We start from the raw sequence: 16405 nt of genomic DNA, 5'->3' as shown, positions 1-16405 counted from the left end.
TATTTAAGAGAAAAGTGTTGCGAGACCCGGTATAAGTTGAAATGTTCCACTTTTCATCATGATGGAAAACCCAAGCCAAATTAACACAAATGGAAAGATTTTTCGACCATATCTGGTTATAACTGGAGCCATCAGAGGATTGCGAGTCATGTTGTAAGAGAGGAAGCACCACACTCCAACAGTCAAGTAGCAAACACACACAATCACGCCCAGACTGGGAAGATCGCTAGTCGCAAACAACGGTACGTAAATGCCAATGTTGTTTCCTCCATTGGCAATGGTAACTGCTGAAACGCGGTAAGTTTGAGGATCGGTCAAAGTTGCTAATAATGATTTTTTCCGATGCCTAGATTTAACTGAATGACCAAAGTCAAAGGACACATCTTGTACAGCCTCTACTCCATCTTCTCGACTCATCAGATTACTGATACCAATTATAATTGGGAGGATACCAAGCAATCCAATCCAAGCTTCTGGAATAACTAAACCACCCAAGAAACCGGGGAGACTGGCAATCACTAATAGAGTGAATCCAACAAATTCACCAAGAATAACGTGCTTGGGACGAAAGATCTGGTTGACTTTTCCAAAGAAAGCCGTCAAGTATATGTTGTCATCAAAGGTAGTTGCAAAAGCAACAGAAATCCCTGTAATTAATGTACCAATTAGCCAATTCATAAGCGTTGTTACAATGATTCAAAGTTGCTTGTAGTCTTTCTCTATTTCCAGAAGTGAGCGCGATTCAGGAGAGAGTTCAATTGTTGATCTTTAGTGTGTAGCGCTTGTCATATTAAGTTTTCTGTCCAATAAAAGCAATCATTATTATCTTTGAAAAAGATAAAAAAAATTTATGGAAAACTCTTCGTGAAAAGAGTTAACTCTTTGTGCTTGAGGGGAAAGTTCGGCTTCATGAGAGAATTATTAACAACTTGGTTGGATACAGCTAAGTACAGACCGATAAGAACTCCTGTAAAACCCAAGCAGTTAGAGAAACTTAATCTTTCAGAAAAGATGGCTAGAGCATAAACACTACCTAATACCGGAGCTAATAGACGTACCAAGGACACAATTACAGAAGAAAACCTAGCAAGGCTGTAAGTTATAAGTCCTTGTCCTACAACTTGACAGAGAAATGCTAAAGAAGTAACGCAAAGCCAGCCATTAACTGAAGACGGAAAAAGCCCATCTTGAGTTACCAAAAGTATGGGGAAAATAGTTAATGAAGCGATCGCACAAATCCACAGTTGAATTGTCATCGGGTCAAATTTAGACCGTAATTTTTCTACTGTTAATAAATATGCGGTTAACAAAATTGCGGAACCAATTGCTGCTAAGCCTCCTTGGAATTGACTCGGAGCAATATGTAGTTCCTCAACTTCAATCATAATTGCTCCCCCGATAGCAATGACCATTCCAATGAAAAATGGGCGGTCAAAATTCTGACGAAACAACAGACAAGCTGTTACGGTAGTAAAGATAGGGGCTAAATTGTGTAAGATAACAGAGATAGCCACACTTGTTTGAGTGAGGGACCAGGCAAACAAACTTAAAGTGGCAGCCCAAAAAATTCCAGCACATAGGAGTAGCAATAGATCGTGACTCGTATAAGACTGATGTTTTACAGGTTGCGCTATCTCCTTCTATTGCTGAGCTTTTGCTTCTTGGTTCGACTTGAATTTATCAGTTCTACTCTGGCGAAAATTTGTTTTTTTGGTTAATTTTTACTTTAGGGCTTCCCAGTCAACTCAATCAAATATTATTTTGTATCGATATAATAATTTAAAGTTATTCCTAATGTTAACCCCGAATTTTGCTTATTAACTTGGGGACCCCTAAGCCCCCGTTGAGCAAACTTGCCCAACGGGCACGCTACGCGAACGGAAGTACGCAGAGGTAAGAGGAGAGAGGCTTGGGGTGAGGTCTGTTGAACTCAGGTTAACTTTAAGAGGGATGGGGAATTCCACCAAATCAGTTAAAATTCTAGATTGCTTTGGGAGAATCTTTATGTCATCTGAAGAGGTTTTCGTCTTTCGCGCATCTTTCGCCCAACAACGGCTCTGGTTTCTCGACCAGTTGATACCGGGCAATACTATTTATAATGTGCCAACTGCTATTCGTTTGACAGGTTTGCTGAATTGCACTGCTTTGCAGCAGGCTTTGCAGGAAATTGTTTGCCGTCACGAAACTTTACGCACTAGGTTTGGGATACTGGAGGGGGAGGCTGTACAGCTGATTTCACCTTCTTTATGTGTCCCTCTTTCTACACTGAATCTGGAGCAGTTGCCAACAGAGAAACGAGAGATAGAAGCAAAGCTGATTGTCACCTCAGAAATAGAATGCCCTTTTGACTTATCCCAAGGACCCCTACTGCGAGTGAAATTGCTTGTGCTTTCTGAAACGGAGCATATTTTATTGTTGAATATGCACCACATTATTTGTGATGATTGGTCGATTGGAGTATTTATTCGAGAACTGGGAACGCTCTATCAAGACATTGTATGCAATGTTTCTACATCATCTTTGCCGGAACTTCCCCTACAATATGCGGATTTTGCCTGCTGGCAACGGGAATGGTTGCATGGAGAAGGGACAAACGGTTATTCACCACTGCAAACTCAGTTAGAGTACTGGCGACAGCAATTGAAGGGTGTTTCCATGTTGCATCTGCCGACAGATCGACCGAGAGAGACTGTACAATCCTATAAAGGAGAAACGCAATTTTTAGAGATATCGCAGCAGTTGGCTGACGAACTCCAAATTCTTTCACAGCAAGCGGGTGTCACTTTATTTATGACACTTCTGGCTGCATTTCAGATGTTGCTTTACCGCTACACCTATCAAGAAGATATTGTGGTGGGTTCACCAATTGCCAATCGAAACCGCAGTGAAGTTGAAGGGCTTATCGGTTTTTTTGTGAATAGTCTGGTACTTAGAACTGACTTATCTGGAAACCCAACTTTTCGAGAGTTGCTAGCTAGGGTGAGAGAAGTGACACTGGGTGCGTACAGCCACCAAGATTTGCCTTTTGAGAAACTCGTTGAAGAATTGCATCCCGATCGCAACTTAAGCCATCACCCACTTTTTCAAGTGGTTTTTGGTTTTGAAAATGCACCAATGTCAGCCCTGGAATTACCTGGATTGGTGCCTAGTTTTATGAATATTGATTTTAAAACAACACGTTTTGATTTAGAGTTACATCTCTGGAAATGTTCCCAAGATTTTAGAAGTTTATGGGGTGGGAATTGGGAACACTCTGATGGAATTCGAGGTGTCATCGTATTTAACACTGATTTATTTAAGAAGAACACTATAATTCGTTTTTTGAAACATTTTAAAACTCTTTTAAAAAGTCTTGTGCATCATCCAGAACAATGCATTACAGAAATACCTATTCTCAGTGAAGCTGAACGACACCAGATATTAGTAGAATGGAATAATACTTATATTGAGTATCCTGATGATAAGTGCATTCATCAATTGTTTGAGGATTGGGTTCAAAAAAGTCCCGATGCTATTGCATTAGTATTTGGAGATGTAGAGACGACATACAGGGAATTAAATCAACGCAGCAATCAACTCGCACATTACCTACAACAACGGGGTGTGGGTATAGAAGTTTTAGTAGGGATTTGTGTAGAACGATCTGTAGACGCAATTGTCGGTTTGTTAGCAATTTTGAAAGCAGGGGGAGTTTATGTACCTTTAGACCCTAACTATCCGCAAGAACGTCTCAATTTTATCCTAGAAGATGCAGGAGTTTCCATACTGCTGGTGCAAGAAAATACAAGCAAGCAATTTATGGATTTTTCTCAGCAAATCATTTATCTAGATAAAGATTGGGATAAAGTCTCGCAGGAAAGCACAGATAACCCCAAAATTAAAATTGATAGTGCTTGCTTGGCTTATGCGATTTACACTTCCGGCTCTACAGGTAAACCCAAAGGAGTTGCAGTAACTCACAAAGCTGTCAATCGACTTGTTTGTAACACAAATTATATAACAATAAAGACAATAGATAAAGTAGCTCAAGCATCAACTATGTCCTTTGATGCAGCTACCTTTGAAATTTGGGGAGCATTATTGAACGGGGCTCAACTTGTTTCAATCGACAAACAAACTCTTCTATCATCACGTGAATTTAAAAGACAACTCCAAGAAAAAGAAATTAGTATTTTATTTTTAACGACAGCTTTATTTCAACAAATTGCTAGAGACAACCCACAAGCTTTTGCTTCATTGCGATGTTTGTTATTTGGTGGAGAAACCGTTGATGTCAGATGGGTTGAGAAGGTTTTAAAACAAGGTTCACCCCATCAATTGATCCATGTTTACGGTCCTACAGAGGGGACAACATTTTCTTCTTATTATAATGTAAAAGAATTTCCAGAAACAACTGCTTCTCTACCCATCGGTCGTCCGATCGCAAACACGCAAATATATATTTTAGATACTCGTTTACAACCCGTACCTATTGGTGTTTCGGGTGAGTTATACATTAGCGGTGATGGGTTAGCGCGTGGTTACCTCAAACGCCCGAATCTAACTGCTGAACGCTTTATTCCCAATCCTTTTAAGAATTACGACCAATCTCGCACACCCAAGCAAAAAAATCCCTCTTCCCGAACCCCTATTTTCAAAACAGGTGACTTAGCCCGATATTTACCAGATGGGAATATTGAATTTTTAGGACGTATTGACAATCAAGTGAAAATTCGCGGTTTTCGGATTGAGTTGGGAGAGATTGAAGCTGTTTTAAAACAGCATCCCGGCGTCAGAGACAGTGTAGCGATCGTGCGGGAAGAAGTGAGGGGTGAGAAAGACTTAGTGGCTTATATCATAACCGATAATCAGTATATAGATATTGCCAACCATCCAAAATCCACAGTCTACAATTCACAACTCCACGAACTCCGTCAATTCTTAAAACAAAAGTTGCCACAATACATGGTACCCAAAGCTTGTATTGTATTAGAATCTTTTCCACTAACACCAAATGGCAAAGTGGATCGCAATGCTTTACCTGCACCAAATCAATTGATATTTGATAGAGACGAAGATTATCTAGCGCCAAGGACACCAGTTGAAGAAGTACTAGCAGACATTTGGAATCAGCTTTTAGGGACAGAGAACTTGGGGGTGTGCGATAATTTCTTTGAATTGGGCGGACACTCTTTACTCGCAACTCAGTTAGTTTCTCGAATACGCGATGTCTTGAATGTTGATGTGTCTGTACGTCATTTATTTGAAGCACCAACTGTTGCAGAACTGGCAAAATATATTGAAACTATGCGTTGGGCGATCGCAGGTTCAGATAAAGTAACTACTAGTGAGGGTCGGGAAGAAATCGAATTTTGAACAATGTGGCTCGAGTGTACCAGAGTTGTTTGTCAATTACCCAACAGTTTTGGTAGGGGTGTAAGGTATTGTGCGCCCTTACACCTTTTCCTTAAGCTGGAGAGTGCAATAGCTGTGTTGGCATACAAAGCAGAGATCGCCTTTGAGAAAAACTTTGCGATTTGCTGAATGTACAAGTCATCCTTCTTAGTTTCTTGAATTTTTTTACCAATATTATTGGTAAAAAGAGGCTTATCTTGGTACGATTTTACCAATCGCAAATTCTTTATTAAGTTTTTCCATGAAAAGAAGACAACTTTTTGCCTTCATTAGATTAGCCGTTGCTAGTTTACTCCTGGTAAGTGGCTTGCGATGGTTCGATCCATCTCCTGCGATCGCACAATCTAACGCCAACCTACTTATATCTGCTGCTGCTAGCTTGAAAGATACGCTAGAGGAAGTCAACGATGAGATAGAGATAGAAATTGCACCGGGAGTAGCGGTAACTGCGATTATCACAAAAACTTCAGTAGAGAAGCTAGGACTTCAAGAAGGAAAACAAGCTTACGCTATTATTAAAGCTTCAGATGTGATTGTTTCCGTTGATTAGGTAATTTTTTTACTGTCAAGCTTGGCGACTGAAGTGGAACTCTGGCTATCGAGCGTTGGAGTTCCTCACACGTAAAACTTACAGTGTAGCTAGCAAATCCCAATGCAGCAGTAGCTGCTGAAGCGGTTTTGGCTAAGAGAAACATCCAGCCTGCTGTGAAACAAAACCAAGGATTCAGGTATTTGTAGCCATATTCGTAAAGATCCTTGTCGTCCATATGATAACTTAAAAAGTTGGTAAAATTGTGGTAAGGTTGGTAGAGTTCTCAAAACAAAGCACGGCATAGGATGCGTCTTCTTATAGGCATAGACGATACTGATAATTTGACAAGTATTGGAACTGGCAAATTGGTCAGAATGTTGGGTCTAGAGCTAGTTGCTCGAGAATTAGCCCAAGTCATTGGAACAACTCGCCACCAGCTTTTAGTTAGCCCTGAAATTCCTTTTACTTCCCACAATAGTTCAGCCTGCATGATGGTAGAGACTGATACAGACAAAGTTGACAAGTTGACTGGCTATTGCCGGGAATTTCTTCTTAAAAACAGTGCAAGTGGATCGGATGCTGGGTTGTGTTTGGCTCCCTGGAATAGGGTTAACCTTACAGTGCAGACGTTTGGCAAACTGGCAAAAGAAAAAGTCCTGACTCAGAAGGAAGCAATTGCAGTGGCTCAAGAAGCAGGGCTTTTTTTGGAAGGTTTGACAGGTACTAAAGGCGGAATCATTGGAGCACTTGCTGGAGTAGGTTTGCGAAAAACTGGAAACGATGGGCGATTTATTTGGTTACCTGGTTTATACGAACTAGAAGGCATATATACTGCTCGTCAACTTTATCAAAATGTCGTTGGTGTCGATCGCATTCAAGATTTGACAGGGGAGTTAATACCCGAAGGGATGCGAATACAAGTCAACAGTTGGCCTCGTCCGGTGCTACTCAACGGTCAAATTATCATGCTGGTGGCTCAAGCCACTGATGAAGCTCGCGAAGTAAAACAGGAAGACTATGAATACCAAATGGCTCCCAAAAACATCGTTCGTCAATATTAAGCGTCTGGGTAAAGTCAACTGGCTAAAAGTTATCGGTCTGTTGGGAATAGGCTTTTTCATTGCCTTTTTGCAGGCAAATCTGCGCGTACCACTGAGATTACCCGGTTGGCGCGGGCTGACTTGGTTAACACCTCTTGTCGCGACTCGTTTGTCAACTTCTTTCTTTGGTGCTGCATCTGTTACCAGCCTTAGCGCAACAGGCTTTTCGCTCCTCCTCGGAGTCAGACACAATCCTTTTGATTGGTTTTTGTATCTTGTGGTGGGAGAATTATTAGATTTGGCGTACCACTTCAACAAACAACGGCGACAAAAAATTTGGTTTTGGGCGATCGCTGCGGGGCTTGTCCACCTTATTAAACCTTTATCTCAGACGATCGTAAGTGCTGGTGGAGGTTGGCGGTATGGAGCACTATTTGTTGCTGGTCCGTTTTACCCTCTGATGACACATTTGGTATTTGGTGCGATCGCTGGGTTTCTAGGTGCAGCAACAGTATTTTGGGTCAAACGGCTGCATCGTTCTCAATCGCAATAAGTTACTGTTCCTACAAAATTGGTAACCTAGGGTCTAAAACTCTAGGGAAAGAGTTCCTAAAACAGTAAACGGTGCGCCAGGAAAGATTTGCGTTCTACTTTGAGCAGATTCAAAGTATTGAATGTCAAATAAATTCTTGATATTGAGTGCTACTCTCACATTCTCCTTCTTATAGTAAATAGCAGCGTCAACGCGAGCATAATCAGACAACGTAAAGCTGTTGTTTAGATCGCCAGGGCGGGAGCTGGCAAAAAACACGCCAGCACCAAAACCCAATCCTTGCAAATCTCCTTTTAGGAGCTGATAGGTTGTCCAGAAACTAAAGCTGTTTCGCGGAACACTTGCAAGACTGTTTCCTTCAGGAAAAGTGTTATCCTCTGTGAGGATAGCATCGGTGTATGCATAAGATGCAATCGCATTCCATCCGGGCAAAATCTCACCTATTAAATTTAACTCTACACCGCGACTGCGTTGTTCTCCTGTCTGGAGCGAGAAGTTTGGACGTTGGGGATCGACTGTTAATACATTTGTTTTGGTAATTTGATAAAAGGCAATATTGGAAGTCAGGCGACCATTAAGCCAATCTGCTTTGACTCCGACTTCATATTGTGTTCCTCGTTCTGGTTTAAATGATTCCCCTTCAAAAGTGCTACCAGATTGGGGGACAAAGGAGCGGCTGTAATTAGCATATAGTGAAATGAGTTGAGTTGGCTGATAAACTATGCCGAGCCTGGGGCTAAATGCTTCGCTGTAGGTGCTTGTTTTTCTCCTAAGGAGATTGTCCTGAAGATCGAAATCTACAAAATCAAAGCGCCCACCCAATAAGAATTTAAAGTTATTAGCTAAAGCTATCTCATCTTGTAAATAAACCCCAAAAAGGTTTGTCTCTTCATTGCGATCTATGGTTCTTGTTCTTCGACTAATAGGAAAGCGGTAGACAGGGTTAAAAATATCGATCGAACCTGCTGTTGCATTGTCTGTGTCAACATCTCTAGCTTCATTACCATAGTCAAACCCTATAAGTGTTGTATGTCCGATCGATCCTGTCGAAAATTTACCAATTATGTTTGTTTGAAAGGTATTTGTACTAAAGAACTGCTCGCTATCTTGTAATTGCAAGTTTAATGTTCGATTATCTCTTTGTAAGGCATTATTACCTCGTGCTTGAATGGCAGAGAAATATTGATCGCTTGTTGTCGTCCGAAAAACACTATTCAAAGACCAATTTTCACTAAAGCGATGGTCTAGAAATACATAACCCCTTTGCTGATAAACATCATTTTTGCGATTGGGATCGCCAAGGAAGCGACTGATAGGAATATCTGCTACACGATTGCCAACAGCGACCAAGCCGAAATCAACAGGACGGCTATCTTCTAAATATTCATAAAAGAGACTGAGTGTTGTGTTTGGAGCAATATTAAAAGAAATTTTGGGTGCAACAAAGAAGCGTTCTGATTCCACTCCAGAGCGAAAACTCCCACTATTCTCATAAGCAAGGTTTAAACGATACCGAGAATCAATGGTGCGATCGAGAGGTCCGGATAAGTCAAGATTGGCTCGATAAAAATCATAATTTCCTGCAATAAAATCTGCTGCATAATAAGGCATGGAAAGGGGTTTTTTACTTACTAAATTGACAATTCCCCCTGGTTCCGCCTGTCCGTACAGTACAGCAGATGGACCTTTGAGAATTTCGACGCGCTCAATATTGGAAAATTCTGTATAAACTCGATTGGCGTTGTTCCCTTCATTCAATCCATCTCGAAACTGGTCAGCTGTGAAACCCCGAGTTAAAAGGGAAAATTCATTGCGTGCGCCTCCCCTACCAGAGAGAGCAAATCCACTCACATTCCGAACGGCTTCATAAACAGTCAAGGCTTGTTGGTCTTGAATCACTTGCTGTGGAACAACCTGCACTGAAAAAGGAAGGTCCCGTAATGGAGTTCCTGTTTTGTTAACGGTGGCAAAGTCAGGAGCATTGTAACCTGACGGATTTCCCATGACATCTAATTCAATATCGGGCTTTCCTGGAGAAAGAGTTAAGTTGAATAGCAATCCATTAGCATTTGCAGTAACTTGTGCTTCTGGTAAAGCAGTTTCTCCGGTCACGCTGATTTGGATAGTGGAAGTATTGATTTGGGTAACAGTAATAACTTTTATACCCTGTGTAGGGTTCTTTACTCGAAGGTCTTGAGGATCTTCTAGCGCTAAAACAGCATTGGGAAGATTAGCTATGAAAGTATTACCTTCAGTTTTTGTAAAAGGCTGTTGTAATGTTCCTGTTGGTGTTTCCAATACAATTTCAACACCAGTGGAGGTTGGGTTAATCTTAACTCCTGTCACTTGTACAACAGTTGTATCGTTCGAGTTTTGAAGCAATAGAGAAGCGTTTGTAACTGCGGGCTTTAAGCCACTAAAGCTAGAAATTTTTTCCTCAATCGCGTGCGTGTGTTTTTTCGATTCTAATGATACACCTTGTACCCCATTTGATACGGCTCGAGCTGGTGCTGACTCTACAAGTACTGTCAGCGTAGTGCTCGTAAGGGTTAATAACCCAAGTAACTCAATTGTCTTCAAGATTCTGCCTCACACCAAAAATTAGATTGAACGCACTTTACCCAGAGATGCTGATAGAAATGCGCTCAAGATACTGTTAAATGTCTCTAAGAGGATGTTTTAAAAGTCCTCTTGTTGGTAGCAAAACGTTTAGCTCCCCCAATTTATTGGAGGACTTTAAGAGGTCTTTTCCACCTTAAAAAGGGGACTAGGGGGAGCGATAGGTGCTTAAAAACACAGCAAACCACTTTTCAAACAACCTCTAAAGAACTTTCAAATCAAGTAAGTCCCACTGGATTGAGTCATTTGGTTTAATTCCTTGTGTTGTCGCCTAATATACGTCGGTATTTTTCTACGCTTTTATAACTTACCAGCAAAGTTGGTGAAAATCAAGCCGAATAGAATTACCAATATTATTGGTAAAATGATGTAATTGATACAGTTTTGTGAAACTCATTCAGTTTTGATAATGTTTAAGGGGCTGTTATGTCTTCCGTTGAGATATACCAACCAAAATTTTCTTCTGTTGACTTTAGGCTTGGTAGACACTCTGCATTAACGAAAACAGGTTGGTAGTTAGTGGTTGGTATTTATGAGTCGCATCTAACTAACCGCTAACAATTAGCGTTCTTACAATTCTTGACTTACATAATTAGTATGGCATTTACACTCACGAACTCAAGTTGGTATGAGCAAGAACTCATTGGAGAATTCATGACAATTGTCAACCAATCTTTTCCAGAAGTACGCGCATTACTCAAATACTGTTCCGTACAACTCGTCCGATCTTTTTGGGGACAATCTCACGCACACCTTCTACCATACATTGCCATCTATTGTCCAAATAACGTGTTTTTATCTGTTAAGGCACAAATCTCTGTGTTTCGACAAGTTGCAAAATATATGGGGTTGGCTGAGGTTGTCTGTTTAAACGCAACGAGCTTGCTGCAAGATCCCAAATCAACGCTCAAGCACGATCGTCCTCAGTTGTGGTTGGAGTTGCAATGGATTGCTGCTGAATCAGCGAATATTTAGTAGCTGACACGAAATCTCTGCCCTGACATAAATATCGGGACGGACACTTTCTTTAAAGGAAATTTCTCTTCATGAGCACAGCGTGTCTGTAAGGTATAGTTTGCGAAGGAGGAAAGCAACGATTAGCTGTCTGTAGTGGGAGACCCATTTACAGTACTGTCACGGTCTCCTCCTCGCAATTTCTTTCCGCACAGAATACCCACTCAGCCTTTACGCGATCGAGGTTTCAAAGTTCCGTGGGGTAGCTTTTAAGGTGACTGAGAATTACCTCAAAGATGAAGCTATCAATCAATAGCTACCATGACATCTGAAGATTTGATAATGGCGTATGCTTGCTTACCTTCAGTCAATTGCAGTTTCTCTGCTGATGACTTTGTAATAATCGCTGTCACTTCTACTCCAGGAGCGACTTCCAGAATGACCTCAGTGTTAACAGATCCTTCAACAACTTTCTTAACAGTTGCTTTAAGAGCGTTACGAGCACTAACTTGCATGGCTATTTTGCCCCCGATAATTTTAACTGTTACACAATACTAGCTGACGCTAGCTTCAGAATTTACCACATTAAGCTTGATACTTGGTTTGCTCGTGACATTTAATTTTTTCTTAAAGATTAAACAACCAACATCGATTGTGACTTGTGTTTTGTCAAAGAATGAAAAATAGATTGATAAATGGATACTCGCTTCTCAATGTTATTGATTGGGTTTACTTTATCCTTCAATCGGGTTTATCCGTAACTTTAAACACATATTTTTACTAACTTAGTTGGTAGAAGTATATATACTGGTTAAATTGGTATTATTGTATTAAAGGTGTGAGGCAAATGTCTGGTCTCGTTAGGAACTCGTTGTGGCTAGCTGCAATCCTGTTAGGAATGAATGCAAATGATACTCATGCAGCAAGCACAAGTTCATCAAGAAATGAAAGTCAAGAAATCAACAATTCATTGGCTCAAACACAAACCCAAGAAGTCTTAGTTTCGCAAGCACAAACGCAGGACAGTTCTTTCTCTGAACCCGTCAAGCTGACGAGCGATCGCCAACAAAAGCGTATTCAGGATTACGACAACAGAAATCCGAATTCTTTAAAAAGTCAAGTCACTTCTGTATCGCAACTTTCTGACGTGCAACCAACAGATTGGGCTTTTGTTGCATTGCAATCATTAGTTGAGCGTTATGGTTGTATTGCAGGGTATCCAAATGGAAGTTACCGAGGCAATAGAGCACTGAATCGTTATGAATTTGCAGCTGGTCTAAATGCCTGTTTGGATAGAGTGAACGAGCTGATTGCCACAAGTACAGCTGAGGCTATGAGAAAGGAAGACTTAGAAACTCTTCAAAGACTGCAACAAGAGTTTGCTGACGGGCTAAAAGAAATACGCGGACGGATAGATGGGTTAGAAGCTCGTTCTGCTGTGGTAGAAAGCCAACAATTTTCCACGACGACAAAGTTAAATGGAGAGGTCATCTTTACTCTAGGGAGTGTATTTGGTGAAGAGAGAGCATTGGACTCTGACCGATGGCGCAGAATTGAGGCTGCTCCTGCGGGACCACAGAGAGAAGCAGCTAGAGCAAATGAATATGCACAGGGGGGAGGACGCGAACTTCAAGATAATCCTATTCTTGCCAATCGCGTCCGCCTGAACTTATTAAGCAGTTTTACAGGCAAAGACCAACTGTTTGCTCGTTTGGAGTCGAATAATACGACTGCGTTTAGTGGAGCAGTTACAGGTACTAATATGACCCGTTTGGGATGGGATGGCGATACTCAGAATGACATTTTGTTAGGTAAGCTCTATTATCGGTTTCCTATAGGCGATAGATTGAATGTGATTGTTGATGCTATAGGCGGAGAATTTTATGACAATTTCAACACCGTCAACCCCTTCTTCTCCTCAGCACCGCAAGGAGCCATATCTCGCTTTGGTCGCTTTTCCCCTATTTACCGGGCTAGTAACACGGGTTCTGCTAGTAACACGGGTTCTGGTGTGAGTGCTATTTTTAAATTGAGCGACTCTGTCACTTTTTCTGCCGGGTATCTTGCCAGAAGAAGCAACGATCCGGGTCAGGGAAGGGGTTTGTTTGATGGAAGTTATGGAGCGCTAGCACAACTCGCTTTCGAGCCCAGTAAAATTTTTACTATTGGTTTGACCTACGCTCACTCTTACTTTAGCGGTACAAATAACGATGTGACAGTTTCAGGTGCATATGGCAGTGCTTTTGCCAACCAGCCCTTTGGTGCTAACGTTGCTACTTCGGCTAACCACTACAGTGTAGAAACAAGTCTTCGTCTTCACCCCAAATTTGCTCTTTCTGGTTGGGTTGGGTATACCCAAGCGATCGCAGAAAATGGTCGTGGTTTAGCCACAGTCAACACAGGTGATAAAGCAGATATTTGGAATTGGGCAGTTACATTAGCCTTTCCCGATCTTGGTAGAAAAGGCAACGTTGGAGGTCTTATCTTTGGTCAACCACCTAAAGTCACTGAAAATGACTTTGGTCCTTCTAACCCCGGTCCTACAACTGCTCGTCGTGAGGACAGCGATACTTCTTTTCACTTAGAAGCGCTGTATCGCTATCAACTCAATCGGAACATTTCTATTACACCTGGTGTTATCGTTATCTTTAATCCAGAACATAACAGTAATAACGATACTATCTACACGGGAGTTCTCCGGACAACATTTCGATTCTGAAGAAAGGAAGAGTCTCAGGGCTCGTTCTTCGCAAAGACACAGGCAAAGATAATTGCACCACAAACTCGCAGCTACAAATTACCAAGAGTATTGGTAGTTTGTCACTCAAATATCAATCTTATCAAGACATTTTTAACACAATGTTGAGACAAAGTTTACATCAGAAGCATATTTTAAATATTGCCTTTATGATAGTCACAATAACCCTCACGGTGTTTGTTGGAAATTTATCAAATCTCTCACAAAGCAGTGCCCAACAGCCAAATACAGTCGCTCTAACCGTATCAGCTGGTGCGGGTTTGAAGCCTGTGCTGGAAGAGATTCAAAAAGCTTATACACATAAGCCACCGAACTTCAAGATTAATTATAATTTTGCTGCTTCTGGTGTTCTGACACGACAAATTGAACAAGGCGCAAAAATAGATATTTTTATTTCAGCTTCTAGTGAAAATATGAATGAACTAAAGGGTCAGGGACTTTTACCAAAAAACTGGGTTTAAAGCCCCGTCCTTCAAGGACGGCTTTACATTATTTTATCTAGCAATATAGCAGATAAAATATGTTATAATCAGGACATGATAGTAAGAGAAGCCAAGCTAAAAAACGGAACCAAAGAGCAATACTTAGCCCTTGATGAGGCTATCAGAACAACGCAGTTTATTAGAAATAAAGCTGTACGGTTTTGGATGGACAATAAAGGAGTTAGTAAAGCTATTTTGTACAACTTATGCAAAGATTTGGCAGCAGAGTTTCCTTTCGCAAAGAAGTTAAACTCTGCTGCTAGACAAGCTAGTGCTGAACGGGCTTGGGCTGCTATCTCTACGTTTTATTCACGATGCAAAAAAGGTTCGGGGAAGAAAGGCTATCCAAAATTCAAAAAACATTGCCGCTCGGTAGAGTACAAAGTTTCGGGATGGAAGTTATCAAGTGATTGTAAATCAATCACCTTCACTGACGGCTTTGAGGCTGGAACTTTTTCTATATTTTGCAACAATGAAACTCAAGAAGACTTGCACAGATTAAAGATTAATCGGGTGCGAGTAATTAGAAAAGCAGACGGTTATTATGCTCAGTTTTGCTTTGATGCTGACCGCAAGGAAACAGGAAAATATACGGGTAACGTTGTTGGGTTAGATTTGGGGTTAAAGTTTTTCACCAAAGATCAACACGATAATGCCGTGATATATCCACAATTCTTGCGTTCGTCAGAAAAGCGATTAAAGAAAGCCCAACGCCGTCTGAGTAAGAAATTCGTCAAGGGTGCTAAACCCCAATCAAAAAACTATCACAGACAAAGGAAAAGACTGGGTAAAATCCATCTAAAAATTCAGAGGCAGCGTCAAGACTGGGCAATTAAGCAAGCTCGGTGCGTAGTCCACTCTAACGATGTGGTTGTCTATGAAGATTTAAAGATTGCCAATATGGTAAAAAATCATCAATTGGCTAAGTCCATTTCTGATGCTGGTTGGTATCAATTCACTCAATGGCTAGACTATTATGGCAAGATTTGGGACAAAGCAGTTGTGGCGGTGTCACCTAACTACACATCACAAGATTGTTCTAATTGCGGTCATAGAGTGAAAAAATCTCTCAGTACCAGAACGCATTCCTGTCCTAAGTGCAAAATTGAACTATGCCGAGATACCAATGCGGCTCTGAACATTTTGCAAAAAGGAATGAAGATACTCGGTACTGAGTGGCAACTAAACGGTACTTCTGGGCAAGAAGAATCCGCCTCTTGCGAGGGAAAGCATGGGGAGAAGACCGCCTCTACTATTGAAGGGAAACTCGATATAGCAAGTGGACTTCTGTGAACCATGAACTAGAATCACCGTGGCTTCAGCCCGGTGAGTATGTCAAATTTTGTAAGGTAGTTCTGTTTATTTCCGCTTACCTACTTATATCTGGCAGTGAAAGTTTATCTTTTGAAACGAAAATCTGGAGCGGAAAGCACATAAATGCGCCTAATGTTACTAATATAACGTCCTCCTCTTGCATCACCAGGGACTACTAGACGGGCGAACCCCTCATTTGTTAGCAATTGTGGACCTAAAGATGGATCGTCGTTTGTTGCATATGCAACTAGCACTTGTTTGTTTTCAAAGTTTGGTTGAATTTCACCCACTGCTATAACGACTTGATAGCAGTCAGTTGCTTCAAGGACAATGTACTGTCGCAGGAAGTTATTTTTCACACTTTCGTCAGGATTTGGTTTTAATCCCCCTGCACTCTCAATAAGTTGCCATAGAAGCACTCCAACGTAGGTATGGGTTTCTTGACCTTGCCCTGTTAGGAAACTAACAGTGACTTCACTTGACGGTAATGACTGAAGATCTGATAGGGTAAAAGTTCTCCAATTTACAACTTGACCGCCCAAACGGAAACGGTCTGAGGGACCAGCAGAACACTCTTTTTGTTGTTCAAAAGTTGCGTCATTATCATTATACGAGTCAGCCAAAGTAGGCTGTCCTAACCCCAACATTGATAGCGTCAGGGACACAAGAGCGATGCGGCGAGTCAAACGCATAAAGTATGTTTCAGCTTTTCATTCAAGGAGGCAGTTTGTCTGTTGCTCATTTCTAGTTGGAACCAGT

The 16405-nt window shown here is 41.2% G+C and carries 14 protein-coding genes; 8 read left to right on the top strand and 6 right to left on the bottom strand.

The window, feature by feature from the left end; translation table 11 throughout:
• Positions 1-3: 3 nt before the first annotated feature.
• The gene (locus tag AB0756_RS04215) at positions 4-678 is read right to left on the bottom strand and encodes a cadmium resistance transporter (RefSeq protein WP_038082325.1); all 675 of its coding nucleotides are present in this window, start codon (positions 676-678) and stop codon (positions 4-6) included.
• Between the two features lie 170 nt (positions 679-848).
• Positions 849-1634 (bottom strand): DMT family transporter, encoded by a 786-nt coding sequence (locus AB0756_RS04210; protein WP_082051861.1) that lies wholly within the window; start codon positions 1632-1634, stop codon positions 849-851.
• A gap of 370 nt (positions 1635-2004) precedes the next feature.
• Between AB0756_RS04210 and AB0756_RS04205 the strand changes: the two genes are divergently transcribed.
• A complete protein-coding gene (locus tag AB0756_RS04205) occupies positions 2005-5355 on the top strand; it encodes a non-ribosomal peptide synthetase (protein ID WP_082051860.1) in 3351 nt (1116 codons plus the stop codon).
• Between the two features lie 400 nt (positions 5356-5755).
• On the top strand, positions 5756-5944 hold the full coding sequence (locus tag AB0756_RS04200) for a TOBE domain-containing protein (protein WP_408019773.1): 189 nt from the start codon (positions 5756-5758) through the stop codon (positions 5942-5944).
• Here the strand turns inward: AB0756_RS04200 and AB0756_RS04195 are convergent.
• Positions 5910-6161 carry a hypothetical protein gene (locus AB0756_RS04195; protein ID WP_072040816.1) on the bottom strand — a complete coding sequence of 84 codons (252 nt, stop codon included), beginning with the start codon at positions 6159-6161 and terminating at the stop codon, positions 5910-5912. The two genes, AB0756_RS04200 and AB0756_RS04195, sit on opposite strands and share 35 nt — an antisense overlap.
• A 70-nt stretch (positions 6162-6231) precedes the next feature.
• Between AB0756_RS04195 and AB0756_RS04190 the strand changes: the two genes are divergently transcribed.
• Both AB0756_RS04190 and AB0756_RS04185 read left to right on the top strand, forming a co-directional pair.
• Positions 6232-6987, top strand: coding sequence for a hypothetical protein (locus tag AB0756_RS04190; protein WP_050046555.1), 756 nt, complete (start codon positions 6232-6234; stop codon positions 6985-6987).
• Positions 6944-7519, top strand: a complete 576-nt coding sequence (locus tag AB0756_RS04185) for a hypothetical protein (protein WP_038082323.1) — start codon at positions 6944-6946, stop codon at positions 7517-7519. Before AB0756_RS04190 ends, AB0756_RS04185 begins: the two co-directional genes overlap by 44 nt.
• A gap of 33 nt (positions 7520-7552) precedes the next feature.
• Here AB0756_RS04185 and AB0756_RS04180 read toward each other — a convergent pair whose 3' ends face one another.
• On the bottom strand, positions 7553-10099 hold the full coding sequence (locus tag AB0756_RS04180; RefSeq protein WP_050046554.1) for a TonB-dependent siderophore receptor: 2547 nt from the start codon (positions 10097-10099) through the stop codon (positions 7553-7555).
• Positions 10100-10735: 636 nt separating this feature from the next.
• On the opposite strand from AB0756_RS04180, the gene AB0756_RS04175 reads away from it, so the two are divergent.
• Complete coding sequence (locus tag AB0756_RS04175; protein ID WP_038082321.1) at positions 10736-11113, top strand: hypothetical protein; 378 nt, start codon at positions 10736-10738, stop codon at positions 11111-11113.
• 284 nt (positions 11114-11397) lie between these two features.
• On the opposite strand, the gene AB0756_RS04170 is transcribed toward AB0756_RS04175, so the two are convergent.
• Positions 11398-11607, bottom strand: coding sequence for a TOBE domain-containing protein (locus tag AB0756_RS04170; protein ID WP_038082320.1), 210 nt, complete (start codon positions 11605-11607; stop codon positions 11398-11400).
• A gap of 332 nt (positions 11608-11939) precedes the next feature.
• Here AB0756_RS04170 and AB0756_RS04165 point away from each other — a divergent pair, with 332 nt between their 5' ends.
• The 3 genes from AB0756_RS04165 to AB0756_RS04155 all read left to right on the top strand — a co-directional run bounded on the left by AB0756_RS04165 (position 11940) and on the right by AB0756_RS04155 (position 15625).
• On the top strand, positions 11940-13811 hold the full coding sequence (locus tag AB0756_RS04165) for an iron uptake porin (RefSeq protein ID WP_038082319.1): 1872 nt from the start codon (positions 11940-11942) through the stop codon (positions 13809-13811).
• Positions 13812-13951: 140 nt separating this feature from the next.
• Positions 13952-14311, top strand: coding sequence for a molybdate ABC transporter substrate-binding protein (locus AB0756_RS04160; RefSeq protein WP_082051921.1), 360 nt, complete (start codon positions 13952-13954; stop codon positions 14309-14311).
• Between the two features lie 75 nt (positions 14312-14386).
• On the top strand, positions 14387-15625 hold the full coding sequence (locus AB0756_RS04155) for an RNA-guided endonuclease InsQ/TnpB family protein (RefSeq protein WP_050045131.1): 1239 nt from the start codon (positions 14387-14389) through the stop codon (positions 15623-15625).
• Positions 15626-15729: 104 nt separating this feature from the next.
• Here AB0756_RS04155 and AB0756_RS04150 read toward each other — a convergent pair whose 3' ends face one another.
• Complete coding sequence (locus AB0756_RS04150) at positions 15730-16338, bottom strand: molybdopterin-dependent oxidoreductase (protein WP_038089175.1); 609 nt, start codon at positions 16336-16338, stop codon at positions 15730-15732.
• Between the last annotated feature and the right edge of the window lie 67 nt (positions 16339-16405).

The sequence above is a fragment of the Tolypothrix campylonemoides VB511288_2 genome (genome assembly GCF_045999855.1).
GTDB classification, from domain to species: Bacteria; Cyanobacteriota; Cyanobacteriia; order Cyanobacteriales; family Nostocaceae; genus Scytonema; species Scytonema bouteillei_A.
The sequence above is the reverse complement of the archived record's forward strand: the minus strand, read 5'-3'. Positions and strand labels throughout refer to the sequence as shown.